The sequence below is a fragment of the Xanthobacter sp. NM-25 genome, from assembly GCF_022138605.1.
In the GTDB taxonomy this organism is placed as follows: Bacteria; Pseudomonadota; Alphaproteobacteria; order Rhizobiales; family Xanthobacteraceae; genus Xanthobacter.
Map to the genome: position 1 here is coordinate 157,290 of NZ_JACBFS010000005.1, position 24,100 is coordinate 181,389.

The 24,100-nt window shown below is 64.8% G+C and carries 23 protein-coding genes and 1 tRNA gene; 13 read left to right on the top strand and 11 right to left on the bottom strand.

Annotated elements, in window-relative coordinates; genetic code table 11:
• Positions 1–205: 205 nt before the first annotated feature.
• Positions 206–1,054: a DUF3108 domain-containing protein gene (locus MEU52_RS15120; RefSeq protein ID WP_238122312.1), complete on the bottom strand. Its 849-nt coding sequence runs from the start codon at positions 1,052–1,054 to the stop codon at positions 206–208.
• Positions 1,055–1,421: 367 nt separating this feature from the next.
• Here MEU52_RS15120 and infC point away from each other — a divergent pair, with 367 nt between their 5' ends.
• Entirely contained in the window at positions 1,422–1,946 is a 525-nt protein-coding gene (gene infC / locus MEU52_RS15125) for a translation initiation factor IF-3 (protein ID WP_238122461.1), read from the top strand.
• Between the two features lie 150 nt (positions 1,947–2,096).
• On the opposite strand, the gene MEU52_RS15130 is transcribed toward infC, so the two are convergent.
• The gene (locus tag MEU52_RS15130; RefSeq protein ID WP_238122310.1) at positions 2,097–2,780 is read right to left on the bottom strand and encodes a BA14K family protein; all 684 of its coding nucleotides are present in this window, start codon (positions 2,778–2,780) and stop codon (positions 2,097–2,099) included.
• A gap of 213 nt (positions 2,781–2,993) precedes the next feature.
• On the opposite strand from MEU52_RS15130, the gene MEU52_RS15135 reads away from it, so the two are divergent.
• Positions 2,994–3,479 carry a BA14K family protein gene (locus tag MEU52_RS15135; RefSeq protein ID WP_238122308.1) on the top strand — a complete coding sequence of 162 codons (486 nt, stop codon included), beginning with the start codon at positions 2,994–2,996 and terminating at the stop codon, positions 3,477–3,479.
• Positions 3,480–3,555: 76 nt separating this feature from the next.
• Here the strand turns inward: MEU52_RS15135 and MEU52_RS15140 are convergent, their stop codons facing one another.
• Positions 3,556–5,169 (bottom strand): phosphoenolpyruvate carboxykinase, encoded by a 1,614-nt coding sequence (locus MEU52_RS15140; protein ID WP_238122306.1) that lies wholly within the window; start codon positions 5,167–5,169, stop codon positions 3,556–3,558.
• Between the two features lie 188 nt (positions 5,170–5,357).
• Positions 5,358–6,104, bottom strand: a complete 747-nt coding sequence (locus MEU52_RS15145; RefSeq protein WP_238122305.1) for a HugZ family pyridoxamine 5'-phosphate oxidase — start codon at positions 6,102–6,104, stop codon at positions 5,358–5,360.
• A gap of 277 nt (positions 6,105–6,381) precedes the next feature.
• On the opposite strand from MEU52_RS15145, the gene MEU52_RS15150 reads away from it, so the two are divergent.
• From MEU52_RS15150 to MEU52_RS15180, 7 genes are all read left to right on the top strand, one after another.
• Positions 6,382–7,080 (top strand): response regulator transcription factor, encoded by a 699-nt coding sequence (locus MEU52_RS15150; protein WP_238122303.1) that lies wholly within the window; start codon positions 6,382–6,384, stop codon positions 7,078–7,080.
• 43 nt (positions 7,081–7,123) lie between these two features.
• A complete protein-coding gene (locus MEU52_RS15155) occupies positions 7,124–8,893 on the top strand; it encodes a sensor histidine kinase (RefSeq protein WP_238122302.1) in 1,770 nt (589 codons plus the stop codon).
• Positions 8,894–8,925: 32 nt separating this feature from the next.
• Positions 8,926–9,372 (top strand): HPr kinase/phosphorylase, encoded by a 447-nt coding sequence (locus tag MEU52_RS15160; RefSeq protein ID WP_238122301.1) that lies wholly within the window; start codon positions 8,926–8,928, stop codon positions 9,370–9,372.
• Between the two features lie 105 nt (positions 9,373–9,477).
• A complete protein-coding gene (locus MEU52_RS15165; RefSeq protein ID WP_238122300.1) occupies positions 9,478–9,879 on the top strand; it encodes a PTS sugar transporter subunit IIA in 402 nt (133 codons plus the stop codon).
• Positions 9,848–10,216, top strand: a complete 369-nt coding sequence (locus MEU52_RS15170) for an HPr family phosphocarrier protein (RefSeq protein ID WP_238122299.1) — start codon at positions 9,848–9,850, stop codon at positions 10,214–10,216. Before MEU52_RS15165 ends, MEU52_RS15170 begins: the two co-directional genes overlap by 32 nt.
• 176 nt (positions 10,217–10,392) lie before the next feature.
• A complete protein-coding gene (locus tag MEU52_RS15175) occupies positions 10,393–11,802 on the top strand; it encodes an ATP-binding protein (RefSeq protein WP_443267196.1) in 1,410 nt (469 codons plus the stop codon).
• Between the two features lie 200 nt (positions 11,803–12,002).
• Positions 12,003–12,079: transfer RNA gene (locus tag MEU52_RS15180), tRNA-Arg, on the top strand.
• Positions 12,080–13,498: 1,419 nt separating this feature from the next.
• On the opposite strand, the gene MEU52_RS15185 is transcribed toward MEU52_RS15180, so the two are convergent.
• The gene (locus MEU52_RS15185) at positions 13,499–14,221 is read right to left on the bottom strand and encodes an enoyl-CoA hydratase/isomerase family protein (RefSeq protein ID WP_238122297.1); all 723 of its coding nucleotides are present in this window, start codon (positions 14,219–14,221) and stop codon (positions 13,499–13,501) included.
• 14 nt (positions 14,222–14,235) lie between these two features.
• On the bottom strand, positions 14,236–15,399 hold the full coding sequence (locus tag MEU52_RS15190; RefSeq protein WP_238122296.1) for an FAD-dependent monooxygenase: 1,164 nt from the start codon (positions 15,397–15,399) through the stop codon (positions 14,236–14,238).
• 155 nt (positions 15,400–15,554) lie between these two features.
• Between MEU52_RS15190 and MEU52_RS15195 the strand changes: the two genes are divergently transcribed.
• Positions 15,555–16,178 (top strand): isochorismatase family protein, encoded by a 624-nt coding sequence (locus MEU52_RS15195; RefSeq protein WP_238122295.1) that lies wholly within the window; start codon positions 15,555–15,557, stop codon positions 16,176–16,178.
• Here the strand turns inward: MEU52_RS15195 and MEU52_RS15200 are convergent.
• From MEU52_RS15200 to MEU52_RS15220, 5 genes are all read right to left on the bottom strand, one after another.
• Positions 16,167–16,727, bottom strand: a complete 561-nt coding sequence (locus tag MEU52_RS15200; RefSeq protein WP_238122294.1) for a MarR family winged helix-turn-helix transcriptional regulator — start codon at positions 16,725–16,727, stop codon at positions 16,167–16,169. The two genes, MEU52_RS15195 and MEU52_RS15200, sit on opposite strands and share 12 nt — an antisense overlap.
• A 197-nt stretch (positions 16,728–16,924) precedes the next feature.
• Positions 16,925–18,208 carry a TRAP transporter large permease gene (locus tag MEU52_RS15205; protein WP_238122293.1) on the bottom strand — a complete coding sequence of 428 codons (1,284 nt, stop codon included), beginning with the start codon at positions 18,206–18,208 and terminating at the stop codon, positions 16,925–16,927.
• Positions 18,205–18,771, bottom strand: coding sequence for a TRAP transporter small permease (locus MEU52_RS15210; RefSeq protein ID WP_238122292.1), 567 nt, complete (start codon positions 18,769–18,771; stop codon positions 18,205–18,207). The genes MEU52_RS15205 and MEU52_RS15210 overlap by 4 nt, the downstream gene beginning before the upstream one ends.
• A gap of 31 nt (positions 18,772–18,802) precedes the next feature.
• Complete coding sequence (locus tag MEU52_RS15215; protein ID WP_238122291.1) at positions 18,803–19,993, bottom strand: amidohydrolase family protein; 1,191 nt, start codon at positions 19,991–19,993, stop codon at positions 18,803–18,805.
• Between the two features lie 9 nt (positions 19,994–20,002).
• Entirely contained in the window at positions 20,003–20,587 is a 585-nt protein-coding gene (locus MEU52_RS15220) for an amino acid synthesis family protein (RefSeq protein ID WP_238122290.1), read from the bottom strand.
• 189 nt (positions 20,588–20,776) lie between these two features.
• On the opposite strand from MEU52_RS15220, the gene MEU52_RS15225 reads away from it, so the two are divergent.
• From MEU52_RS15225 to MEU52_RS15235, 3 genes are all read left to right on the top strand, one after another.
• Entirely contained in the window at positions 20,777–21,454 is a 678-nt protein-coding gene (locus MEU52_RS15225) for a GntR family transcriptional regulator (RefSeq protein ID WP_238122289.1), read from the top strand.
• A 58-nt stretch (positions 21,455–21,512) separates the two neighbouring features.
• The gene (locus MEU52_RS15230; protein ID WP_238122288.1) at positions 21,513–22,523 is read left to right on the top strand and encodes a TRAP transporter substrate-binding protein; all 1,011 of its coding nucleotides are present in this window, start codon (positions 21,513–21,515) and stop codon (positions 22,521–22,523) included.
• A 115-nt stretch (positions 22,524–22,638) separates the two neighbouring features.
• Complete coding sequence (locus tag MEU52_RS15235) at positions 22,639–24,054, top strand: aldehyde dehydrogenase family protein (protein WP_238122287.1); 1,416 nt, start codon at positions 22,639–22,641, stop codon at positions 24,052–24,054.
• Positions 24,055–24,100 lie beyond the last annotated feature (46 nt).

Sequence of the window (24,100 nt, forward strand, 5' to 3'; positions counted from 1 at the left end):
TCACGCCTCCCAAGGGAACACCGGCCGCCCCCGCAGTGTCAACGCGGGCTCATGCGAGGGCTGGAATGTCCCGGTGGCGGGCCGTGCGGAACGGGCCACGAACGAATCACGATCGAATCGCGCGGGGCCCACGGTTCGCTTTTCGCCCCCTACTAGCGCTAGTAGGCCAGGGCCGGCGGTAGCCGATTCCTGTAGATTGGGGCGGTCAGGGCTTGGTGGCGCTCGCCGGCACCGGCGCGTCCTTGGCCTTGGCCTCGAAATTGGTGGCCTGGAACAAAGCGGTGCCGATCATGGTCGCCACCGACACCTTGAACGGCGCCATCAGCCGGGTGCCCTCGATGGGCACCAGCCAGACGAACATGTCCTTGTTGTCCTGCATGTAGCGCACGGTGTAGCGGCTGGGGCGATGCCCGGCGACCGGCTTGTAGCGCACAGAGCAGACCACGGCGGGTCCCTTGTAGCCGGTTGCCTTCACGGTCTCGGTGCGCAGGTAGGAGAGCGTGATGTCGTAGCGCTGGCGCCCGTCGAACACCGGCACCGAGCGATCGCACGCGGCGGCGGACAGAAGGTCGGCGGTGCCCGGCACATAGACGAAGGCGCCGCTCATGGGATCGATGATGTTCTGCAGCGTGGTCTTGGTGAGCGGCACCCGATCGGGCAGGGGCTTGAGCGGCGGCTCGATTTCCATTTCCGCCAACGCGCCGCTGGTCATGGCGAGGCGGGCGAGCTCCTTCTTGCCATCCGCCTCGGCGTTGAGGGCGTAGACCCGGGGCACCATCTTGTCGCCGTTCAGGGCGCCGCGGGCCGCCGCCACCCCCTTGCCCGAGGAGACGGCCCGCAGCACGCCGGTGATGCGGCCGGAGCCGGAGATTTCGTAGCCCTCGGCCCCGGCTTCCACCACCACCGAGGCGCGCCCCAGTTCCACGCCGCCGACGCTCAGCACGTATTTGGCGTCGAGCCGGCCTTCGGCGCAGGCCGGTGCGGCCCACATCGCAAGGGCGCCGGCGACCAGCACGCCGCGGAAGAGACTGGAGGCGGAACCTGCGTCGATCATGTCTGTCACCGTGAATCCGGCAGCCCCGAGCGGGCGTGCCTTTCCGGATGCGCCGGAGCCATGCTCCCAGATGCGGGGGGAAGGCGGCTGAACTGTGGCTGCCGGGACTATGCCGCCAGCCGAGACCGCGCGTCCAGCGGGGGCGGAGCGGCAGGGTGTGGGCAAAGCGGTGCGCCAAACCGGGCCGGGGGTCCGGAAAATCCGCAAGGTCATTGACTTTCTGCCCGTTTATCCCGATCTTTCAGCCCTGCCCCAACCCTGGGTCCCGGCGACGGCCGGCCGATAAACGCGGCCGCCGCCCCACGAAGGACGGCCAGCGCTGGGGAAAGTGTTGATTGTTGAGGAGATCGAAGCCATTCGCCGCCCCATGAGACCCGTCGCGCCGGAGAAGGATGGACCGCGCGTCAATGAGGAAATCCGCATCCGCGAAGTCCAGTTGATCGACCAGGACGGCCAGAACCGCGGCGTGTTGGCTATCCGCGATGCGCTTGCATTGGCGCAGGAGGCCGGCCTCGACCTCGTGGAGATCGCTCCCAACTCGGCGCCCCCCGTCTGCAAGATCCTCGATTACGGCCGCTTCAAGTATCAGAACCAGAAGAAGGCCAGCGAGGCGCGCAAGAAGCAGAAGGTGGTCGAGGTCAAGGAGATCAAGCTGCGTCCCGGCATCGACGACCACGATTACGACGTGAAGATGCGCGCCATGCAGCGCTTCTTCGAGGAAGGCGACAAGGTCAAGGTGACGCTGCGCTTCCGTGGTCGTGAGATGGCGCACCAGGACATCGGCTACAAGCTGTTGCAGAAGCTGAAAGAGGATGTCACGGCCATCGCCAAGGTGGAGGCCGAGCCCATGCTCGAAGGCCGCCAGATGATCATGATTCTCGCTCCGCGCTGACGGAGCGCGCGGTCTGGTTTATCCGCATCCATGAAAAAGGCCCGAGGCGGCAGCGCCTCGGGCCTTTTCTTTTGCCATGCCGCTCGCCCCTGGGGCGCTGGGCCCATGGCCCGGGCGGCGGGCACCGCCGGGGCCATGGCTCAGGCCGTGTCACGGGCAGGGATGCTGCCGCCCGTCGTAGCCGGTGAAGGTCCCGGTGGAGGGATTGTAGGAGCGGTAGCGCTGCATGCAGTAGGCCACCGCGTCGTCATACACCGGCGCGCTGTTGGCGGCGGCCGCCGCGCCCAAAGCCAGGCCGGAGGCGACGCCGAGGGCGATCCAGGCGCCGGAATTGTTGTAATAGCCCCAGCCCCAGCCGGGACGATACCAGCCCCAGCCGGGATACCAGCGACCCGGTCCCCAGGCGCCGGGCGGCGGCCGCCAGCCCGGACGACCCCAGCCCGGGCCAACGGGACCCGGCCCCGGCCGCCAGCCGGGGCGATTCCAGCCCGGCCCCGGCCGATAGCCCGGCCGCACATGCGCATAATTGGGGCCGCGATACCCCGGACGACCGTAGACGGGCCGACCATAGGCGGGTCGGCCATAGCCCGGCCGTCCATAGGCGGGCCGGCCCATCCGCGGGCCATAGGCGCGCGCCGGCGCACGGGCCGGCCCCCTGTAGGCCCGTGCGGGGGCGCCGCCCCGCCACTCCACCGGCTGCACCGCGGCGCCGCGCGCCGTCTGATCGGTGAGCCCCAGGCGGAGCGCCTGCGCGCCCGCCGGCAACGGCGTAAACGACAGCAAGCCGGCCGCGACGGTCGCCGCCACCCATGCCACCTTCTTGATCCCGAGCATGATGTTTCACTCCCATCAGGCGTCGCTAACGTCAGGTCTCATTGTGTCAATTGTGGCGCCCGCTCAGCGTCGCGATGTGTCGAGAAAACGGCAATTGCGGCAATCGGTTCCGGCGACCGGCTGGCGATGATGAGCGGTTGCCATCTCCTTGCCCTCTCCATGGGGCATGAATCACCTCGGGCGGCGTTGCCGTCGTGCGAGAAGGAGAAGCGAATGCAGAAGAAAACGGCTTCCGCGGTCGGCATCGCCAGCAAGGCGATGGTGTGGACCCTCGTGGCCGGGCTCAGTGCCGGCGGCGTCACAATGAGCGCGTCGCAGGCGGTGGCCCAAGGGTTGGCGAGCGGAATGGCGACGATGGGAGATCGCCAGGCCGATGTCACGCAGGTACAGGGGCCGCCGCCCGGCCGTTATCGTCCCGGCCCGCGTCCCGGCTGGAACCGTCCGCCGCCCCCGCCGCCGCACGGGCGCTGGGGCAATCCCTATTGGCGCAACGGTGGCTGGTATTATCGCAACAATTCCGGGGCCTGGATCGCCGCCGGCGTTGCGGGCATCGCCCTGGGCGCCGCTGCGGCGGCGGCCGCCCAGAATGCCCAGAACCAGCGCGATGCGGTGGCCTACTGCATGCAGCGCTACCGCTCCTACGATCCGCGCACCGGGACCTATCTCGGTTACGACGGCTATCGGCACCCCTGTCCGTGAGGATGACCCGGGGGCGGCTTGCCGCCCCCGGGTCCTACACGGGGCGCCATGACCCCGGTCCGCTTACACGGTGCGCCTACTCGGCGGCGATGCGCACCTGGGGCTGGGCATCGCGCACCGCGGCATCCACATGGGCCTCGAACTTCGCGAAATTGTCCTGGAACATGGCCACCAGCCGGCGCGCGGTGGCGTCGAACTCGGCCTTGTCGGCCCAGGTCTTGGCCGGCTGCAGAATGTGCGGCTCGATGCCCGGCACCGAGGTCGGCACCTTGAAGCCGAAATAGGGATCGGTGCGGACATCCGCATGTTTGAGCGAGCCGTCGAGCACGCCGGCAAGCAGTGTGCGGGTGACCTTGATGGGCATGCGCCGGCCCACGCCATATTTGCCGCCGGTCCAGCCGGTGTTCACCAGCCAGCAGTCGACCCCGTGATTGGCGATGAGATCGCGCAGGAGGTTGCCGTAGACCGAGGGATGGCGCGGCATGAATGGGGCGCCGAAGCAGGTGGAGAAGGTGGCTTCCGGGTCCTTCACCCCCTTCTCGGTGCCGGCCACCTTGGCGGTGTAGCCCGAGAGGAAGTGATACATAGCCTCCGCCGGCGTCAGCCGGGCGATGGGCGGCAGCACGCCGAACGCATCGCAGGTGAGCATGACGATGTTCTTCGGCATGCCGGCGCGCCCGGTGGGGCTGGCATTGGGGATGAAATCCAGCGGATAGGCCGCGCGGGTGTTTTCGGTGCGGCTGCCGTCGTCGAAATCGGGCACCCGGGTGACCGGGTTGAGCGCCACATTCTCCAGGACCGTGCCGAAGCGGTTGGAGGCGGCGAAGATCTCCGGTTCCGCCTCCGCCGACAGGCGGATGGTCTTGGCATAGCACCCGCCCTCGAAATTGAAGACGCCGCTCGGGCTCCAGCCGTGCTCGTCATCGCCGATGAGGGTGCGGCTGGCGTCGGCCGAAAGGGTGGTCTTGCCGGTGCCGGACAGGCCGAAGAACAGGCACACGTCCCCCTCCGCGCCCACATTGGCAGAGCAATGCATGGGCATGATGCCCTGCTGCGGCAGCAGATAATTGAGGACCGTGAACACCGATTTCTTCATTTCGCCGGCATAGGAGGTGCCGCCGATGAGCACGATGCCGCGCGAGAAATTGACCGCGATCACGGTTTCCGAGCGCACCCCGTGGCGCGCCGGATCGGCCTTGAAATCGGGCAGGTCGATGATGGTGAGGTCGGGCACGAAGCCGTCGAGCTCGGCCCGCTCGGGCCGGCGCAGCATGGTGCGGATGAACAGGGAGTGCCAGGCGAAGGCGGTATAGACGCGCACCTTGATCCGGCAGGCGGGATCCGCGCCGCCATAAAGATCCTGGGCGAACAGGGTCTTGCCTTCGGCGAGGGCGAGGAAATCCTGGTGCAGGGCGTCGAACTGGGCCGGGGTGATGGCGCCGTTATTGTCCCACCATACGTTGTCCTCGGTGGCGGCATCGCGCACCACGAACTTGTCTTTCGGGCTGCGGCCGGTGTGAACGCCGGTTTCCGCGGTCAGCGCGCCGCCGGAGGCAAGGTGGCCCTCAAGGTGTTCCAGAGCGTGCTCATAGAGCTGCGGCTCGGTCAGGTTCCAATGGATCCTGTTGACATGTTTCAGCCCGAAGGCCTCAGCGCCACAAGCGCTGTTGCGGTGACCAGTCTCCAGCACGGCGTTTCTCCATCATCGTGTTTTCCGGCTTGCTGCCGGCTCTTTATGGCGGCGTCGAGGCCCGCTCGGCCGCCGACGCTGCGCGCCCCGCGCCGGGGCGCGGGACGAACCTGTAGCGCCCCGCACCGCGGGCGCGCGACGACCCCGTGACACAGGGTCATAGAGATGGCGATGCCGGCGGAGAAAAATCAAGCGGCCTTGCTGCTGCGCGCCTGCTCCACCAGCGCCACCAGGTCCTTGCGCACCGCGCCCACGTCGGTCTTGCGGTCCGAGAAGGCGAGGCGCCGCACGCTCGGGCCGGAGGTGATCTCGAAGCCCTCGGGGTCCAGTCCCACCATCCGCCATGCGCCATCGGCGGCGCCGGCCAGCACGGTGGCATACAGGCTCACCGCGTCGGCGTGGTCGGCATTCATGTGCGAGACGATGCCCTCATGGGCCTCGCGCACCGCTTCGGCGCCGCTCCAGTCGGTCACCAGGGCGCTGCCGGGCACATCGATGATGCGGCCGAAGCCTTCGACCAGATGGGCGTGGTCGAGATCGATGCGGTAGAAGGCGAAGTCCTTGAAATCCGCATAGCCGGTGGCCGCCTCATGGCGGGCGAGGTAGCGCGCGCGCACCAGGGGATCCTCGGCGGCGGCGATCCGGCCGATGAGGCTGGCCCGCGGCGCGTTGAGCGGATCATCCGCCTCCGCCGCCGACACCAGCAGCGACACCCGCGCATCGCGGGCGATGTTCTGGGTGTGGCGGGCCAGCTGGGAGATCAGCAGGGTGGGGCGCCCTTCCGGATCGGTGCCCACCGCCACCAGCGACGCATAGGGCCCGCCATCGGCATCGAGGGTGGCCAGGGTGCCGAACCGCGCCTCGCGGATCAGGCGGCGCACCGTGGCGGCGGCGGTGTCGGCCACGGAAGGGGCTTCGGATGCGGTCTGTGTCACGGGCGTGGCTCCTCTGTCGCGACGGAGGATGGGGAAGGCCCTCCGCGATCGCAAGTGGAGGGGACGCCCGGCACGGTCGGGAGGGGTAACTATAGAGGTATTCCAATGCAAGGGCGGGGGCTGGAACGCCACGGAATGGTTGGAGTCTGGTGAGAATCTCGCTATTTTGCAGCCGTTGGCGCTTGAGTGTCACATTTCGGCCACGCGAGGCGGGTTCACCGGCGCGTTACGGCCGCGCAGAACAGCCGGTCATTGTGGACGGCTTGAAAGAGGTGTCATGCCCACCATCGCCCTCGTCGACGACGATCGCAACATTCTCACCTCGGTGTCCATCGCCCTGGAGGCGGAGGGGTATCGCATCGAAACCTACACCGATGGCGCCTCCGCCCTTGATGGCTTCAAGACCAATCCGCCCGATCTCGCCATCCTGGACATCAAGATGCCGCGCATGGATGGCATGGAGCTGCTGCGCCGGCTGCGCCAGAAGACCGACATGCCGGTGATCTTCCTCACCTCCAAGGATGAGGAGATCGACGAATTGTTCGGCCTCAAGATGGGCGCCGACGACTTCATCAAGAAGCCGTTCTCCCAGCGCCTCCTGGTGGAGCGGGTGAAGGCCGTGCTGCGCCGCGCCGGTGCCAAGGACGGGGTGGTCACCCGCGAGGTGGACAGCGCCAAGGTGCTGGAGCGCGGCAACCTGCGCATGGACCCCGAGCGCCACACCTGCACCTGGAAGGGTGAGCCGGTCACCCTCACCGTCACCGAATTCCTGATCCTCCAGGCCCTCGCCCAGCGGCCCGGCGTGGTGAAGAGCCGCAACGCGCTGATGGATGCGGCCTATGACGACCAGGTCTATGTGGACGACCGCACCATCGACAGCCACATCAAGCGCCTGCGCAAGAAGTTCAAGTCGGTGGACGAGAGCTTCGAGATGATCGAAACCCTCTACGGCGTCGGCTACCGCTTCAAGGAATGAATCCCTCTCCGGTCGCTCCGCGTCCTGATCGGCGGTACGCGCGATGACCGCCGAAGCCGAACCGCACGATGCGACCCCCGCGCCGGAGCGCGGCGGGCTGCTCGGCGCGCTGAGGCGCGCCCGCCGCTTCGTGGCCTTCAAGAGCTTCTCGTCGCTGACGCGGCGGATCGTTCTGTTGAACCTCGCCGGCCTCTGCGCCCTCGTCTCGGGCATCCTCTACCTGTCCGAGTTCCGCTCCGGGCTCATCGATGCCCGGGTGCAGAGCCTCCTGGTGCAGGGCGAGATCATCGCCGCCGCCATCGCCTCCTCGGCCCAGGTGGAGACCAACTCCATCACCGTGGACCCCGACCGTCTGCTCGAATTGCAGGCCGGCGAAAGCTATGGGCCGAGTGAAGAAGGCTTTGCGCCGCTTGAGTTTCCCATCAATCCGGAGCGGGTCGCACCGGTGCTGCGGCGCCTGGTGGGCCCCACCGGAACCCGCGCCCGCATCTATGATCGCGACGGGCAGATGCTGCTCGATTCCCGTTCGCTCTATTCCCGCGGCGAGATCCTGCGCTTCGACGTCCCCTCCCCCAACGAGCCCCGCCCGGGCCCCCTGGAGCGGCTCTGGCGCGCCATACAATTGTGGTTCGCCCGCGGAGACTTGCCTGTTTACAAGGAGTTCGGGCCACAGGCCGGCAAGAGCTACCCGGAGGTGGCCATCGCCGCGCTCGGTGGCAAGGCCAGCGAGGTTCGGGTGGATGATCGTGGCCGGGTCGTGGTCTCGGTCGCGGTGCCGATCCAGCGCTTCCGCGCCATTCTCGGCGTCCTGCTGCTCTCCACCCAGGGCGGCGAGATCGACGCCGCGGTGCGGGCCGAGCGGTTTGTGATCGTGCGGGTGTTCCTGGTGGCCGCGGTGGTCATGGTGCTGCTCTCCGTGCTGTTGGCGGGCACCATCGCCGACCCGGTGCGCAAGCTGGCGGCCGCCGCCGAGCGGGTGCGGCGCCGCATCAAGACGCGGGTGGAAATCCCGGATTTCACCACCCGCGCAGACGAAATCGGCCACCTCTCGGGCGCCCTGCGCGACATGACCGGTGCCCTCTACAACCGCATCGAGGCCATCGAGAGCTTTGCCGCCGATGTCGCCCACGAGCTCAAGAACCCGCTGACCTCCCTGCGCAGCGCCGTGGAGACCCTGCCGCTGGCCAAATCCGACGCCTCGCGCGGGCGGCTGCTGGAGGTCATTCAGCATGACGTGAAGCGGCTCGACCGCCTGATCACCGACATTTCCGACGCCAGCCGCCTCGACGCCGAACTGCAGCGCCAGGAGGCGGTGGAGGTGGACCTCAAGCAATTGCTCGAGATGGTGGTCGGCATGGCCCAGGACGTGCGCAAGGACGACGGGGTGCGGGTGGCGCTGAGCTTCGAGCGGCCGCACGCCGGCGCCGCCGCTTTCCTGGTGCCGGGCCATGCCTCGCGGCTGGGGCAGGTGGTGGACAATCTGGTGTCCAACGCCCGCTCCTTCTCGCCGACGGGGGGCACCGTGAGCGTCGCCTGTCGCCAGCTGAAGGACGGGGTGGAGATCACCGTCGACGATGAGGGGCCGGGGATCCAGCCCGATGCGCTCTCGCGGATCTTCGAGCGCTTCTACACCGACCGCCCGCACCAGGGGTTCGGCCAGAATTCCGGCCTGGGACTATCCATTTCCAAGCAGATCGTCGAAGCCCATGGCGGGCGGATCTGGGCGGAAAACCGCATGGTCTCGGGGCCGGACGGCGCCCAGACCGTGGCCGGCGCCCGGTTCGTCGTGCGCCTGCCGGCGGGCGAGCCATGACGGAGCCGGCGCCCCCGGAGCACGCCCCCCCAATGCACGCCCCTTCGGTGCACGCGACCTGCATCGCCCTTGGCGATCGCGGGGTGCTGATCCGCGGCCCGTCCGGCTCCGGCAAGTCGACCCTGGCGCTCCAGCTGCTGCTCGATCCGCCCCGCGCGTTGCCGCTCGCCGAGCTGGTGGCCGACGACCGGGTGCTGCTGCGCGCGGCGGCGGGGCGGGTGTGGGCGCGGCCGGTACCGGCGCTCGCGGGGTTGCTGGAGGTGCGTGGCCTGGGGGTGCGGCGGTGGCCCCACCGCGACAGGGTGTCGCTGTCCCATGTGGTGGATCTGGCCAGCCCACTGGCCGCGCGCCTGCCATCAGATGAGGCGCAAACCGTTCGCATCTGTGATGTCGCGCTGCCGTGCCTGCGTCCGGTGTGCCTTGAAAGCGCAGCATTGTTGCTGGCGGCGGCCTGGTGCAGTCAACCTTACGAAAACTAAATGTGCTTTTGTGCGTTGCACCCCTTGCGTAATTTTTGAGCCGCTCTGAATATGAATGTCCCGCAACGCGGGAGGCCTTCATCGGGGGATGAAGGCGGAGGAAGCATGATCGGTCTCGTCCTCGTCACCCATGGCCGCCTCGCCGATGAGTTCCGCTCCGCCTTGGAGCACGTCATGGGCCCGCAAAGCCATATCGCCACCGTCACCATCGGGCCGGAGGACGATATGGAGCGCCGTCGGCAGGATATCATCGAGGCAGTCGCCCGGGTGCGCTCCGGCGGCGGCGTGGTGATTCTGACCGATATGTTCGGTGGAACCCCTTCCAACCTGGCCATCTCGGTGATGAACACGCCGGATGTCGAAGTGGTGGCCGGCATCAACCTGCCCATGCTGGTCAAGCTCGCCAAGGTTCGCGGCGAGCTGCCGCTCGCCGAAGCGGTGGACGTGGCTCAGGAAGCAGGCAGGAAATACATCAATGTCGCAAGTCGCGTCCTCGCCGGTAAATGATCTGTCGGGACGGGCCCTGCCGTCCGAAGACCCGGCCGAGGCCTGTGGCGGGCCGGTCGACCCCTCCGCGCTGGTGCGTGTGCTGCCCATCATCAACAAGCGCGGCCTTCACGCGCGCGCTTCCGCCAAGTTCGTGCAGACCGTGGAGCGCTTCGACGCCCAGGTGCGGGTGTGCCGCAATGGCGAAGCCGTGTGTGGCAACTCCATCATGGGCTTGATGATGCTGGCGGCCGCACCGGGCACTACGGTGACCGTGACGGCCACCGGCCGCCAGGCCGAGGAGGCTCTGGCGGCGCTGAGCACCCTGGTCGCCGATCGCTTCGGCGAAGAGGAATAGACGCACCCCCGACACCGATGCTGGCTTCGCACAAGGTCTGTGCTTATCTCTAGACATCACGTTTCCGCGCGTGGGACGCGCCACCGAAACGGGCGTTCGCCCCTGTGAGTGTCATGTTCGGGACCAGAGCCGATCCACCGATCGACCCGCCCCACCACCGCCGGGGCGGCTTCAGCTTGTCCGCGAAGCTCCTGGTCTTGACCGTGTTTGTGGTGGCGGCGGTGGAAGTGGCCGTGCTGGTGCCGACGATCGCCAATTACCGGGTGGCCTGGCTCTCCGATCGCCTGGCCGCCGCGCGCACGGCGGCGCTGGTGCTGGATGCGGCGCCGCAGGACAGCATTCCCATGGATCTCACCCGCCAGCTGCTCGCCAATGTGGGGGCGCAGGTGATCGTGGTGAAACGGGAGGATACGCGCCGTCTGCTGGCCGCCTCCGACATGCCGCCTCAGGTGGACGAGCATGTGGACATGCGGGACATGAATCTCTGGAGCGCGGTGCGCGGCGCCGTCGAGACCCTGTCGGCGCCCGATGGGCGGATGCTGCGACTGGTGGGCGAGGCCCCCTCCGGGGCGGACTTCATCGAGATCGTGCTGTCGGAAACGCCGCTGCGGCGGGCGCTGCTGCGCTTCACCACCACCACGCTGCTGGTGTCCGCCATGGTGGCGGGCGCCGCCGGCGCCCTGGTCTATTTCAGTCTCAACGCGCTCTTCGTGCGCCCCATGCGGCGGCTCACCGAGCGGATGACGGCATTCCGCGAGAATCCGGAGGATGCCTCCCGCATCATCGTGCCGAGTGGGCGGCGTGACGAGATCGGCACGGCGGAGGAGGCGCTGCAGGAGCTGCAGCGCGGCCTGGCGCAGACCCTGAGCCAGAAGAGCCACCTTGCCGCGCTCGGCCTTGCGGTCTCCAAGATCAACCACGACTTGCGCAATCTCCTGGCGTCTGCCCAGCTGCTGTCGGATCGCCTGGCGGCGCTGCCCGATCCCACGGTGCAGCGCTTCGCGCCGAAGCTGCTGGCGGCGCTGGATCGGGCCATCACCTATTGCGAGCAGACCCTGTCCTATGGGCGTGCCATGGAGCCGCTGCCGGAGCGGCGCGACGTGGCGGTGGCACCGCTGCTGGAGGAGGTGCGCGATACCTTGGGCCTGGGTCCCGGATCGGGCATCGCCTGGGTGGCGCAGGTGGAGCCGGGCCTGGTGGTGGATGCGGATCCCGACCAGCTGTTCCGGGTGATCTTGAACATCGGCCGCAATGCGGTGCAGGCACTGGAAACCCGCGCACCCCTCGATCCCGCGCGGGATCAGATCCGCCTGGTGGCACGGCGCGCGGGCGCGGCGGTTGAGATCGAGATGGGAGACACGGGGCCGGGCATTCCGCAGGACCGGCGGGCCCATCTGTTCGAGGCCTTCGTCTCGTCCGCGCGTCGCGGCGGCACCGGCCTGGGGCTGCCCATCGCCGATGAGCTGGTGCGGGCCCATGGCGGCGAGATCCGGCTGCTGGATGGCAAGGAAGGCACCACCTTCCGGATCACCCTGCCGGACCAGCCGGAACGGGACCGCCAGCGGCGGGAGCGCCTGCGCGCTTGAGGGCGGCCGCGCTCGCATTCGAGTATGCTTTGCGACCGGTGTTGTCCACAGGCTGTGGGCAGCAGGGCGATTTCGGCTTTTGCCCTTGCGCGGTCGAATGAAACGCAGTAGGTCACACACCTCGCTGGCGGAGTTCTCCGCCGCGGGTCCTGCGGAGGTCTCCTCCGAAAGCGGCATCCCAGCCGCCCACACAGGACGATGCGCCGGTAGCTCAGCTGGATAGAGCACCAGACTACGAATCTGGGGGTCGGGAGTTCGAATCTTCCCCGGCGCGCCATCTAAATCAAAGACTTAGAGATTTAGCGCAGACTAGAAAAACAAATTAGTCTGCGGAAATCCGGCCCGATGCTGGGGTCGACGCGTCGCGACATTTTGACTCCCCCTTTACGCTGTCGCCGCTTCGACAGGAATTCGTTGGCCGAGTGCCATGGGGGAGAGCGGATGACCGTCCGGCAGCTCATCGCCATCGCCCCCCACCCGGGGACAGGTGATCTTGGCCCTCTCTCCCCCGAGACCGCCGCCTGCTCATGGCTGGGCCGCGCGCTCTCAGGGCGGGACACAGCCGCCACAGCCCAATCCGTCCGATCCGCCCCGTTCGCCGCGCAGCCCAGGCCATGCTCGCGCGCGGCCGCACCCTCTCTGTCGCGCGCTCACGCGTCTCGGGGAGCCATGTCCGGGGACATGTCTCCGGCATCGACGAAGAAGGGATCGCCGTCATTGCCCCGCCCGTGGCTCTGATTGCGGCATTGTGCATCCTGGCCTATCGGCTCGCGACTTTCGCGCCGCCCGTCATGCTGGCCCTTGCCGCTGCCCGTTTCGCCCTTGGCACCGGAACTGGATCGGTCGGGTATCGCCGGAGTCATCTCAGGCGGTGCCTCCTTCGGTGTCCTGACGTTCCTGTTCGCGAGCGTTCGCACTCCATTCGTGCGCCTCGCCGTCGCTAGTCGCGCCGGCCGCCGTCGCGGCTATGCCCTCGTCCACGGCCTGACAGGCGAATCCATGTCGTTTCCCCTCTGGCGGATGGTCTTCTGCCTCGCCGGCGGCGCATGCATCGGCCTTGCGCGGTGGCGCCGCTGGCCGATCCGCCATGACCCGCCGCGCCGATGACTGCACAGGACGGAAACCACACGCAGTGAAGGGTTTTTGGGGGGGTGCCCTGCGGGCTGGGCTCAGACGATGGCGCAGGCGGAGACAGGGAACAGGAATCCGTCCTCGGTCTCCCGCAGGCCCACTCTCGAGGGAACGGCGCCAAGAAGCCCGGTTCGCGGTGCTACTTGAACAGGCGATGCAGCTTCGATCTACGCGGGAACGCTGCTATTCTTCCGAATGCTACCTCGAACCCGGTAGCGCCGGCCATCGACGACATTCCGGTCGCAAACCCCTTGTCGTGGTCGCTCCCCTGCAGGGGAACGACGAAAAGTCCACCGCACTGCTGCGGCCGAGGGCTTTGCCCGACCCTTTTGACGAAGCCCCTCATGGTCACGACGTGAGCGTGCGACACCGATGATAGCCCTCGGGCGCTTCCTTTTCTCCGCCGGTTTCAAGCCGCATCCATCGCGGCCTCGCTTGGTCTGGGTCTGACCGAAGGCCAACGACGAAAGCGCCGCTTCGATCCTGAAACCGCAACGTCCGCCTGCGGCGTTCTTCCGCCGCCGGCTAGGGTCGGCTTTGCAGCGCAAAGCCCGGGATCAGGCTGCTATCCCTTCAATTGCCGATGCGACATCTCGTTTGCATAGAGCGAGATCCCAAGTGACGGCGCAAGTGGTGCCGGCAGACTTTCGGTGCGCTCCAAGAACTCCTTCACGAGAGCAATTGACCGGCGATCGTAACTGGCAACCTGCTTCGCCATCGCGAGCACCACAGCGTCCAGATTCTCCGACGAAACGACGCGGGCCGCTAAGCCCAGCTGAATGGCCTCCTGCCCACTCAGTTCGCGCCCGGTGAAGATCAGGTCGCCGAGAATGCTACGCGGCAAAACATACCGATAATGGCTCAGCACGATGGTCGGTGGAATGCCATGTGGAATCTCCGGAAAGCTCAGCCTTGCATCCTCCGCCACGATCACAATGTCGCAGCGCCCTGCCAGTGAGAGGCCCGCACCTTCGGCCCGGCCGCGGATTGCTGCGATGGTGACCGCACGGCATCTTTGGACCGCCTCGTTCAACTTTTGGATTTGCTGAAATTCCTCGACAATGTCGAGGGGATCCGAAGACTGCACTGCAGGCCGTTGCCGGCCGAGAGAGAAGTCGGGGCCCGTCGAGCCGAGCACCACGACGCCCGGGCCGCCGTCAAGCGGGGCTACCGCGTTCAAGCTATCGGTCAATTCATCGATAGTGGCCGCGTCAATGCGGTGGCCGGCCTCGGGCCGATTCAGGGACAGGTAGAGAACGTCGCCATCGGTGTGGCTCAAGATGCTCATTTCGGCGCTTCCGCTCAAAGAATGGGAGTGTTCAAGATGCGATCGCTGACAGCAATGCGACCGGAGGCATTCTGCGCCAGCTCCCGGCGCGCCTCCTCCATCTGCTCAGCCGTCAATACCGCCTGTTCTTCCTCAAGCCAGCTCCGAGCAAAGGCATAGACGAAAGCACAACGCGCGTAGCGCGCTCGCCCATAGCGCATGAGGCGCTGCTCCAGCGTGCCATCCGCCTGCATCACCTCGTGAGCCAGGATCAGAGCGTCCTCGACCGCCATAGCTGCGCCCTGTGTCAGGTGAGGAGGCACAATGTGGGCTGCATCGCCCCCGATAGCGACACGCCCGCGATGCCAAGGCCAAGGCACCAACATCGGCTCCAAGGCACCATAGACGATATCGGATTGCTCATTCAGACTGGCGCTGACTTCCGATACGTAGCTGCCAAACTGGGCCAACCGCTCTTTCCAGAGCGAGGCCAGATCTTTCCGCTCGTAATAGGCGCCGATCGGCTCAGGGCGAATATTGAACAAATACATCTTGTCCTTGCTGATGGGCATCGCGCCGGCTTTTCCGCCGCACCCCTGCAAGAATTCCATGCCGGTGACACACTCCGGGCGGTCCACCTGGACCCGCCACGCCCCGATCCCGCAAGGCCGGGGAACGAACATTGTTCCAACAAGGTGCTGGCGCGTGGTCGAGCGGATGCCGTCGAAGCCGGCGACCAGGTCGAATGCGTCGTTCGTTCCGTCCGAGAAGCGCACGCGCACCACGTTCGCGTCGCTTTCATCATAGGCGCTGATCTGCAGCCCCAAGCTGACTTCCACGCCGATCCGCTTCGCCGCCGCCAACAAAATGCGGTGCAGCTCCGCACGCGACAGCGCGCAGACCGCCGGAACCCGCTCATCTCCCAGAAGAAATTTATGCTCGGCGATGAGACGACGTTGCGCGTCGAAGATCGTCATATGATCATAGATGAATCCATGATCCAAAATCTCCTCCAGCACACCCAGATGATCATAGACCCGCAGTGCATTTGCGGGCTGGCCAAGGCCGACTCCGGTCACGTCAAAGGCAGGCCGACGCTCGATCAACCTCACCTGCGCCCCACGTTGCGCAAAGGCAAGCGCCGCGGCCAAGCCCCCAACGCCGCCGCCGGCAACCAAGACCCTTCTGACCACATCCATGGATTTTCTCCAGCTCACGCCCTAGCGTCCGGCCGAAGCCAAGCCCACCCTCGGGCTCGGGAGCGGCCCCAGGGAGCTTGCTCCAGCCGATATTTTATGTATCCTAAGTTATATAACTTTTGTACGTCAAGCGAGTTCCGTGAAAAGGGGTCAGCATGACTGAGGTCGATACTTCGGTTTATCAGCGGCAAAAGTTCGGGCAGAAGCTCGGATTTGGGGTCTCGGCGTCGCTGGTGGTCATCGATTACACGCGCGGGTTTGCCGATCCCGCGATCCTCGGCGGCGGCAACATCGCAGCCGCCATCGCCAACACGGTGACGTTGCTGAGCGCAGCGCGTCACGCGGGCATTCCCATCGCATTCACCCGGCACATCTATGCGGACGATGGCAGCAACTTCAACCTGTTCAACGTGAAGCTTCCGACCAACAATCTCCTGACCACCAGCAGCGACGCAGCGCAAATCGTGCCGGAGCTTACCCCGACCGCCGGCGAGCTTGTCATCGACAAGCAGTATCCGTCCGCCTTTATCGGCACCAATTTAGCGAGCTGGCTCACCCAGCGGCGGGTCGACACCTTGATCGTGACGGGCTGCACGACGAGTGGCTGTGTGCGAGCCTCGTCCGTCGATGCCATGTGCGCAGGCTTCCGGCCCATGGTCGTGCGGGATTGCGTCGGCGATCGGGCTGAGGGCCCCCATGAGTCGAACCTTTTCGACCTGCAGCAGAAATACGCCGACGTGGTGTCCCTGACCGAGGTTCTGACCTACCTATCGCGATAAGCGGCGTCCCCGTTTGGGGCGCAGATCAGAAGCCGGAGACCCCTCGTCCTCCGGCTTCGCTGTCCGGTCGATCCCCCCGACATAAAACGCCATGATCTCGTGGACGGCCTCGCGCTCCTCGGGAGCGACCTGAGAGCGAAACGCGCTCATGTGCGCGTGCGCATCTTGCACGATATCGAACAACCGCTCTTCACCGCTGGCGGTGATATGGACGAGCGTCGCGCGCCGATCGGTTTTCGAGCGGGTTCTGCGGACAAGCCCCACCTTTTCAAGCTGTTGCACCAAGCGCGATGCAAGCGTCTGCACGATATTGAGCCGATCGGCGATGCGGCCCACCGGCAGAGCCTTTCCCGTCGCACCGAAGATCTGGATCAGCGCCTGATGCTCCAGCGGCACGAGATCGTGCTTGCGCGCGCAATCATCGATAGTCATCTGCACCTTGCGAATGACATAACGTGCCTGCGCCACTTTCTTCATGTAATCAGTAAACGCGTAGACGTGCGTTTTCTGATCGATGTCGACCCAGCTGACGTCCCGCGCGTTGTCCATCCCAAGGCACCCCGACTGCCGCCTGCACCCAAAGCGTACTTAGGTAGCAGATTTTTGGAGCCAGGTTGATCCGCTGCTTCCGCGCCATCGAGGAAGGCCGTATCCAGGGTCGCCCCTGGGCACGGCGCTCCGCTCAAAGCTCGCCGCAGGGCCGTTCGCCTCAGCTCCTGCGGGCCGCTGCGTGGGCGCGCGCATCTCTAGCCGGCCCGATACCACTCTAATGGCACCATCGTTAGAGACGGTATAAATGTAATCAGCAGCAGAACGAGCAGATATATCAGAACGAACGGAATAACTCCAATATAGAGCTGCGACATCGGCACCTTGAACAAGGCATTCGACGCGAACAGATTCAGGCCGAACGGGGGCAAGAACATTCCGATCGCAAGGTTGATGGTCACGATCAACCCGAAATGGACGGGATCGATGCCAGCATTAGCGATCACGGGAGCGAGCAGTGGCGTCAGGATCAGGATTGCAGGTGGCGGTTCCAGCACGCTCCCAATGAACAGCAAAGCCACGTTGAACGTCAGGAGTAGAACCCAGGTGTCGAGATGCAGGCCATTGATGAATTCCACCAACTGCTGCGGCAGGCCACTCGTCGTGATCAGCCACCCATAGGCACCCGCTACCGCGACGAGGATCATGATCTGCGCAACCAGCACCGTGGATTCCGTCAGGCACCGCCAGACGCCGGCCCATGTCAGCTCATGGTAAACATAAACGGAAACGAGCAAGGAATAGATGCAGGCAATCCCGGCCGCTTCCGTCGGCGTGAAAATGCCTCCATAGATGCCGCCGATAATGAGGACGGGAGTGAACAACGCCCAGCTGGCGCGCCGCGCAGCGGGAATGATGACCGACAGCTGCGGTCGCCCAGTGACCGGGATGTCGAGGATCTTCGCCCGCACCATCACATACATGCTTAACAGCGCCGCGATCATCAGTCCCGGGATGATGCCGGAAAAAAAGAGCTGCGTGATCGAGACCTGCGCCGTGATGGCATACAGGATCATCGGAATCGACGGCGGAATAATAACGTCGATGACACCTGTCGCTGTGATCAGGCTGACGGAAAAGCGCCGACCGTAGCCCTGGCGTTCCAGCGTGGGGATGGTGAGCTTCCCGATTGCGGCGACGCACGCGATGCTGGAGCCTGACATCGCACCAAAGGCGGACGCCGAGCCGATTGCCGCCACGCCCATCGAGCCGCGAATACCGCCGACCAGCGACAGGATAAATTCGATGAGGCGCGCGGCGATGCCGCCGCGAGCCATGAAGTCTCCCGCAAGGATGAAGAGCGGGATTGCCAGCAGAGGAAAGCTGTCCAGACCACCGAACATGGTGGTGTGAATGGCGCGGATCGGACCGACGTTGAGGTCGAGGATGCCGAAGATCGTCGCCGCCAGGAGCACGATGAAGATCGGCGCGCTCAGCGCGACCAGGATGACCGGCAGGCCGACGAAAATAAGTGCTGTCATGACGACGGCTCCAGTTCCGAATGCGCGTCATCCACCGCCAGTGGACCGAAGACCACGAGGCGCAAGACCATCATGACAGCGATGAGAATGACGCCCACCATCAGGAACGACTGCGGAATCCACATCGGCAATTCGAGCGCATCGCTGCGCTGGTTGAAACGAAAGAGCTTCGACACGACGAAGAAGCTATTCCATGCAAGCACGAGAAGAAGCGTGACAGAGAAGAACGTGATGAACGTTGCCACCGCAGCACGAAGCTGAGCCGGCAGCCTTTTCACCAGCATATCGAGATGCATGTGAACGCCTCTCCACGTCACCGCGGCGGATGATGAAAAGATGACGAACACCATCAGGTAGATCATCGCCTCTTCCGCCCAGCTGAATGCGTGGCTGAAGACATAGCGCCCCACCACATTCACCCCGCAGATGAGCACGATGCAAAGCAGCGCGACTGCACCGAGCTGCGTCGACACGTTCGAAAGGATGTCCCCCGCCCTGCGAAGCCGCGGAAAGCGGTCGGCGCGGGCTGGCGGCGCAGTTGCAAGGGTCGAGGCTTGGGTCATCTGAAAATTCCCGTCTTGGAAGAATCTTTTTTTAGTGAGCCTCCCCGCTGAAGGTCTGCATGATGGTGCTCTTCGCCACGCGGACCTTGCGGGTTGTTGCCGGGGTATTTCGACTGCGGCCGACGAAACGCGGCACGCCATTGGTTATGACTGCGCCGATTGCAGGGATATCTCCGTTCCGCAGACCGGAGAGCGCATCGGCCTGGGAGCCGCCATCGCATGCATCGATCAGCACGATGTCCGCCGCACGCCCCGGGGCGATGATGCCACTGTCGAGGCGGAATACCCGGGCATTGTTTCCCGTGGCCGCCGCAACCGCGATCTCCGGCGCCATGCCGCCGAGAGCGACTAGGTGCGTGATCGTGTACCAGATCCCCAATGGCATGATGCCGCTGCCCGTGGGCGTGTCCGTAGCGATCAGGAGACGTTCCAGTTGATGCGCCGATTTCAACAGGTCGGCCACCAGGAGCGTGGTCCGCAAATTGCCGGCGGTGCAGACCTGCAGCGCCATCTGCGATTCATTCACGAGGCGAGCGAAACCCGGCTCGGGCATCGCCGTCGGTCCGCCGTTCACGTGATAGGAAACGTCGGGGAGGATCTTGAGGAGATGTTCCGCCCAGATCCCGCCCGAACCGGGAATGGAGGAGCCGCCGGTGTGCACCATAGACACCATCCCGGCCCGCCGTGCGGCTGCCACCAGCGGCGCGTATTCGTCGGCGCTTGAGAAGGCACCAAACCCGGCCTTGCACATCCAGATGCCAAGACGCGCGGCGTCCTGAAAATCCTCCTCCGCCAGCCCCGGCTCGAGGATCAGGGATCCAGCGCACACGCGCATGCCCCCCGGCCGATAGGTCTGAAAGGACTTCATCGCCGCGACGGCAAGCGCCTTCACGCCAGCGGGGTCTCGCGGGCGCCCGGGAACGTGCACCTCCGACGCGCTGATGCTTGTGGTCACGCCGCCGTGCACGTAGCTCTCCAGAAATCCGACCGTCTTCTGGCGGGGCGTATAGTCTCCGAACGTGATGTGCACATGGGAGTCGATCAGGCCCGGCGCCGCGATCGTCCCGCCAGCATCGATCACGACATCGCAGCCGTCCAAGGACGCACCGGTTCCGACAGACACAATCTTGCCGGCCTCTGTGACGATTGTGTCGCCTGCCGCAACCGGGGCATCGATGTCCCCCGTGAGAACTCCACCCAGATTTGCGATTCCGACTTTCATCTGAGGCTCCTACACCGCCGCCACGGCCGCGCGGGCGACGACCTCCTCGTGGGTCAGGCCACCCACGCGTGCATTGAGGCGCCCCCCCGTTGCGAGCACAAAGATGATCGCGACCTCGTCCGGCGCCGGCCCTTCCGGAAGCATGATGGTCATGCCGTTGTAGTGCGAACGCACATAGACGTCGTCCGTGTGATTCAGCGGGATATCGACCGCCGTTCCGGGACCACCGACCTTGGTCATGGAAGAGATCCAAGCCTTGCCGGTGCCGATCATCTCGCGCATGGGGTTTGCGAAGCTCGTGGTCAGCAGGGCATTCGCGTGCTCCTGCTCGCCCGCGACGCCGACGATCCCCCCCTTGCCGTACGCCTGAATCTCCCCGCGGGCGACATACTTGGCCGCCATCTGCGCGAGGGTCGAACCGAGCGCCACGGATGCAGCGATTCCATCGGACAGATCAGCCTCGTATCCGCCGACCCATGGATTTTCAACGACCGCGACGACCGCAACTTTGCGAAGCGGAACGGCGGCCCGAATGCCGGCCTCTTCCCGTTGCTCGCTCAGGATCGAATAACTGCGACGAATCTTCAGTTCCATGCTCTGAACTCATTTTTCCGGGCTTGACGTTCTGTCATCATGTTTTAAAAATGTCTGACAATTTGTCAAACAGATTCACAGGTGCGCGTAGCCATGGACGGACGGCGGGGCAAAATCGCGAGCAAGCCAGCTGGGCCACGGAGGTCTCGACAGATCGATGCCGGAGGTTTGGAGCGCGGCGGCGATGGCTTGACGCGCGCCGATCTGCAGATCCAGCCGAAGACGATACAGCAGCAGACTGTCGAGAGGCTCCGCTCCGCCATTTCCGAGGGTGTGTTTCAACCCGGCGAGCGGCTCGTGGAAGTCGAAGTGGCGGGGCTTCTCGGCATTAGCCGCCCGTCGTTGCGCGAGGCCCTTCGCAGCCTCGAGAGCGAGCGCTTGGTTACGATCGTGCCGAACCGCGGCCCCCATGTCTCAGTCGTGACATGGGCAGAAGCTGGGCAGATCTATCATGTTCGTAAGCTGCTGGAGGGAGAGGCCGCTGCGCTCGCGGCAGAGCACGTCGAGGCGCATCACCTTGAGCAGATGCGCTGCGCCCTCGAGGATTTTCGAGCAGCTGTCACTGTGGGTGATCGTCGTTCGCTGATTGTTGCCACCACCGCCTTCTACCGGGCAGTGGTGGATGGCTGCGGGAACCGGATCATCGCCGAGATGCAAGCACACCTTTATGCGCGGATCAGTTTCCTCCGCGACCGGTCCATGTCGAATCCTGCAAGACCCCGCGAGAGCCTCAAGGAGATGACCGCGATCTACGAGGCCATCAAGCGGCGCGACGCGGAAGCGGCCCGGCTCGCGGCCGTCCGTCACGTTGACCTAGCATGCAGTGCCGCCCTGGCCGCGTACAAGGAGAGTGATGGCGAGACATAATCGAATCTAAATAAAAATATAAAAACGAATTCCTTATATAAAACCAGAGGAACATAAAATGAATCGACGGGATTTTCTTGTCAGTGCCGGTGCTATCTTGGTCGCATCGGCGACCGGCGGCGCTGCCTTGGCGCAGAAGCCGATCGTCATGAAGCTTGGCACGGCGACCATCAATGATTCACAACACGCTTGGATGAAGCGATTTGCGGAGTTGGTTGCCGAGAAGAGCGGCCAACGCATCTCCGTCGAGGTCTATCCAGCGAGTCAGCTTGGCGCATCGCCCCGCATGATTGAGCAGACGCAGATGAACACCATACAAGGTGTCGTCACTCCACCGGAATTTCTCGGTGGGATCGATTCACGGTTTCAGGTACTGAGCGCACCCGGCATCTTCACCGATCTGGCGCATACCAATCGCACACTTCAAGACCCCGAGTTCAACAAAGCGTTTCTTTCGCTCGGTCAGGATCGCGGTCTGCTGGGGCTTGGTCTGTTCATCTCAGGTCCTTCAATTTTTGCATCGACCAAGCCGATTAAGGCGCTCGATGATTTTGGCGGCAAGAAGATCCGCGTTTTGCCGGCCCAGCTTCAGCTGGAGCAGATTCGCGCATTGGGCGCGACTCCAATTCCGATGCCCCCCAGCGAAGTTCTGCCTGCACTGCAGCAGGGCACCCTCGACGCGGTAATGAGCTGCCTGCCTGTCTTGGCCGGTTTGCGCTACAACGATGCGGCCAAATACCTGTCTGAGACGAACCACGGCGTCATCTCGTCGATCGCGGTGATCAGCAAAGACTGGTACGACGGCCTTCCTCCGGATCTTCAGAAGGTGATTGTTGAGGCGGGCAAGCAGGCGACGACTGACGTTTACGAGTTCTCGGTGAAGGACGTCGACGACGCGCGCGAGCTCTGGGTCGCAGGTGGCGGAGAGATCGTCCCGATCACCCCGGAATTTCGCGCCCAGGTGGCAGCGAAACTCGCCCCTCTTGCGCGCGAGCAGCTCAAATCGCGGCCACAAGACCTTGCACTCTACGAGTTGCTCGTTCGGGCCACCGAGCGCACCAAGCGCTAGTTGCAGATTCCATCACAGCCGCGCGCACTGCTCCGCTTCCATGCCGGCGCGCGGCTGCACGCCACCTTAGACAAGCCCTCGCCTAGGACGCGTACGCGCGCTATGGAGACCCGTCTTGGAGACGAACCGGTTTTACGTCGGCGGACGGTGGGTATTGCCCTCGTCTCAAGAGATCTTCACGATCTACAACCCTGCCAACGGGGAGAAAACCGCGGACATCAGCGTCGGCACAGGTCAGGATGTGGCCGCCGCCGTCGCTGCCGCTGCGCAAGCCTTTCCTTCCTATGCCAATACGACGCCGGCCGCGCGGCTGGATTTGCTTGCTCGGATTGTCCGTGTCCTGCGGGAGCGGCAGGACATCCTTGCGCATGCGGTGACGACAGAAATGGGAGCACCTATTTCATTCGCTCGTTCCGTTCAGGTCGCTACGGCAATCGCGCATTTCGAGCATGCGGCGAAGGCTCTCGCCGGCTTTGAATTCGAGCACACCTACCAGCGCTATTGTGTTACCTATGAGCCGATTGGCGTGTGCGGCTTGATCACGGCCTGGAATTGGCCGTTGGCGCTCATCGCTTCCAAACTGGCTTATGCTTTGGCTGCCGGCTGCACCGTGGTTCTTAAGCCCAGTGAGTTCGCACCCCTATCCCCCCTGCTACTGGCTCAGGCCCTCCACGACGCCGGGGTGCCACCAGGGGTGTTTAACTTGGTCAATGGTGTCGGGGCAGTAGTTGGCCAGGCGATCTCATCCCATCCTGATATTGATATGGTGTCGTTCACCGGCTCAACGCGCGCGGGAATTCTTGTCGCGAAGTCAGCCGCTGATACCGTCAAGCGCGTGCACCAGGAGCTCGGCGGTAAGTCCCCGAATATCCTGCTGCCCGATGTCGACCTTGAGAAAGCGGTCAACATGGGGGTGCGCCGAGCATTTTCCAATGCGGGTCAGTCCTGCCAGGCGCCGACGCGCATGTTTGTGCACCGGAGCCAGTATGACGCTGCGCTTGGGTTTGCCAAAGCATGTGCAGAGAGCCTGAATGTCGGCGATCCGTTCTCGCAGGAAACCGAGCTTGGACCGGTGATCTCTGAAATTCAGTGGACACGCGTTCAGGCGCTCATCAAGGCGGGGATCGATGAGGGGGCCGAGATCGTCACCGGCGGGCTCGGCCGACCGGACCATCTGGATCGGGGGTTCTTTGTGCGCCCTACGATCTTCGGCGCAGCGACCAACGACATGACCATCGCCCGACAAGAGATTTTCGGCCCAGCGCTCCCTATCATTCCCTATAAGAGCGAAGAAGACGCACTGCGTATGGCTAATGACACCGAATATGGCCTCGCCTCCTATATCCAGAGTCAGGATTTGGCGAAGGCGCGGCGGCTCGCGGCAAAAATCCGCGCGGGTCGCGTCTATATAAATACAGTCGTCAATGATCTCGACGCACCGTTTGGTGGATACAAGCATTCGGGGAATGGACGGGAACAAGGGGTCAAGGGCCTTGAAGAATATCTCGAAACGAAGGCCATCCTGACCTGACCTGAGGCGTTTAGGCGCTGCATCGATTCTCAGTGTGGCGAAGCTC

Bases quoted from the DNA above. Each gene is read 5' to 3' on its own strand.
- MEU52_RS15230 (WP_238122288.1), top strand. From the start codon at position 21,513: ATGAATCGACGGGATTTTCTTGTCAGTGCCGGTGCTATCTTGGTCGCA.
- MEU52_RS15160 (WP_238122301.1), top strand. From the start codon at position 8,926: ATGCACGCCCCTTCGGTGCACGCGACCTGCATCGCCCTTGGCGATCGC.
- MEU52_RS15130 (WP_238122310.1), bottom strand. From the start codon at position 2,780: ATGCTCGGGATCAAGAAGGTGGCATGGGTGGCGGCGACCGTCGCGGCC.
- MEU52_RS15165 (WP_238122300.1), top strand. From the start codon at position 9,478: ATGATCGGTCTCGTCCTCGTCACCCATGGCCGCCTCGCCGATGAGTTC.
- MEU52_RS15155 (WP_238122302.1), top strand. From the start codon at position 7,124: ATGACCGCCGAAGCCGAACCGCACGATGCGACCCCCGCGCCGGAGCGC.
- MEU52_RS15205 (WP_238122293.1), bottom strand. From the start codon at position 18,208: ATGACAGCACTTATTTTCGTCGGCCTGCCGGTCATCCTGGTCGCGCTG.
- MEU52_RS15120 (WP_238122312.1), bottom strand. From the start codon at position 1,054: ATGATCGACGCAGGTTCCGCCTCCAGTCTCTTCCGCGGCGTGCTGGTC.
- MEU52_RS15200 (WP_238122294.1), bottom strand. From the start codon at position 16,727: ATGGACAACGCGCGGGACGTCAGCTGGGTCGACATCGATCAGAAAACG.
- MEU52_RS15150 (WP_238122303.1), top strand. From the start codon at position 6,382: ATGCCCACCATCGCCCTCGTCGACGACGATCGCAACATTCTCACCTCG.
- infC (WP_238122461.1), top strand. From the start codon at position 1,422: ATGAGACCCGTCGCGCCGGAGAAGGATGGACCGCGCGTCAATGAGGAA.
- MEU52_RS15170 (WP_238122299.1), top strand. From the start codon at position 9,848: ATGTCGCAAGTCGCGTCCTCGCCGGTAAATGATCTGTCGGGACGGGCC.
- MEU52_RS15190 (WP_238122296.1), bottom strand. From the start codon at position 15,399: ATGGATGTGGTCAGAAGGGTCTTGGTTGCCGGCGGCGGCGTTGGGGGC.
- MEU52_RS15135 (WP_238122308.1), top strand. From the start codon at position 2,994: ATGCAGAAGAAAACGGCTTCCGCGGTCGGCATCGCCAGCAAGGCGATG.
- MEU52_RS15185 (WP_238122297.1), bottom strand. From the start codon at position 14,221: ATGAGCATCTTGAGCCACACCGATGGCGACGTTCTCTACCTGTCCCTG.
- MEU52_RS15220 (WP_238122290.1), bottom strand. From the start codon at position 20,587: ATGGAACTGAAGATTCGTCGCAGTTATTCGATCCTGAGCGAGCAACGG.
- MEU52_RS15210 (WP_238122292.1), bottom strand. From the start codon at position 18,771: ATGACCCAAGCCTCGACCCTTGCAACTGCGCCGCCAGCCCGCGCCGAC.
- MEU52_RS15195 (WP_238122295.1), top strand. From the start codon at position 15,555: ATGACTGAGGTCGATACTTCGGTTTATCAGCGGCAAAAGTTCGGGCAG.
- MEU52_RS15215 (WP_238122291.1), bottom strand. From the start codon at position 19,993: ATGAAAGTCGGAATCGCAAATCTGGGTGGAGTTCTCACGGGGGACATC.